Genomic DNA, 1,645 nt, shown 5'->3' with positions numbered 1-1,645 from the left:
GTAAACCTCTCAAAACTGAACAAAACAATGGCAATCGATCGTGTAGTTTCCGTAAATTTCCTTAGAAAGGAGGTGATCCAGCCGCACCTTCCGATACGGCTACCTTGTTACGACTTCACCCCAATCATCTATCCCACCTTAGGCGGCTGGCTCCATAAAGGTTACCTCACCGACTTCGGGTGTTACAAACTCTCGTGGTGTGACGGGCGGTGTGTACAAGGCCCGGGAACGTATTCACCGCGGCGTGCTGATCCGCGATTACTAGCGATTCCGGCTTCATGCAGGCGAGTTGCAGCCTGCAATCCGAACTGAGAGAAGTTTTAAGAGATCCGCTTAGCCTCGCGACTTCGCTTCTCGTTGTACTTCCCATTGTAGCACGTGTGTAGCCCAGGTCATAAGGGGCATGATGATTTGACGTCATCCCCACCTTCCTCCGGTTTGTCACCGGCAGTCTCGCTAGAGTGCCCAACTGAATGATGGCAACTAACAATAAGGGTTGCGCTCGTTGCGGGACTTAACCCAACATCTCACGACACGAGCTGACGACAACCATGCACCACCTGTCACTTTGTCCCCGAAGGGAAAGCTCTATCTCTAGAGTGGTCAAAGGATGTCAAGACCTGGTAAGGTTCTTCGCGTTGCTTCGAATTAAACCACATGCTCCACCGCTTGTGCGGGCCCCCGTCAATTCCTTTGAGTTTCAACCTTGCGGTCGTACTCCCCAGGCGGAGTGCTTAATGCGTTTGCTGCAGCACTGAAGGGCGGAAACCCTCCAACACTTAGCACTCATCGTTTACGGCGTGGACTACCAGGGTATCTAATCCTGTTTGCTCCCCACGCTTTCGAGCCTCAGCGTCAGTTACAGACCAGAGAGCCGCCTTCGCCACTGGTGTTCCTCCATATATCTACGCATTTCACCGCTACACATGGAATTCCACTCTCCTCTTCTGCACTCAAGTCTCCCAGTTTCCAATGACCCTCCCCGGTTGAGCCGGGGGCTTTCACATCAGACTTAAGAAACCGCCTGCGCTCGCTTTACGCCCAATAAATCCGGACAACGCTTGCCACCTACGTATTACCGCGGCTGCTGGCACGTAGTTAGCCGTGGCTTTCTGGTTAGATACCGTCAAGGGATGAACATTCTCTTCTCATCCTTGTTCTTCTCTAACAACAGAGTTTTACGATCCGAAAACCTTCTTCACTCACGCGGCGTTGCTCGGTCAGACTTTCGTCCATTGCCGAAGATTCCCTACTGCTGCCTCCCGTAGGAGTCTGGGCCGTGTCTCAGTCCCAGTGTGGCCGATCACCCTCTCAGGTCGGCTATGCATCGTGGCCTTGGTGAGCCGTTACCTCACCAACTAGCTAATGCACCGCGGGTCCATCCATCAGTGACGCAAAAGCGCCTTTCAGCTGTCTCTCATGCGAGAAATAGCATTATACGGTATTAGCACCTGTTTCCAAGTGTTATCCCCTTCTGATGGGCAGGTTACCCACGTGTTACTCACCCGTTCGCCACTCCTCTTTTTCGATGAACCGAAGTTCGGTGAAAAAGAAGCGTTCGACTTGCATGTATTAGGCACGCCGCCAGCGTTCGTCCTGAGCCAGGATCAAACTCTCATAATAAAAAGTTGAAACGATCTTGCGA

Annotated in this window: 1 rRNA gene; it reads right to left on the bottom strand. The window is 52.3% G+C overall.

Going from position 1 to position 1,645, the window contains the following annotated elements:
* Window positions 1-65: 65 nt before the first annotated feature.
* Window positions 66-1,623 (bottom strand): 16S ribosomal RNA (locus tag ACWODM_RS16310).
* Window positions 1,624-1,645 lie beyond the last annotated feature (22 nt).

Source organism: Enterococcus olivae, from assembly GCF_053760925.1.
This window is presented reverse-complemented; position numbering and strand designations above follow the sequence as displayed.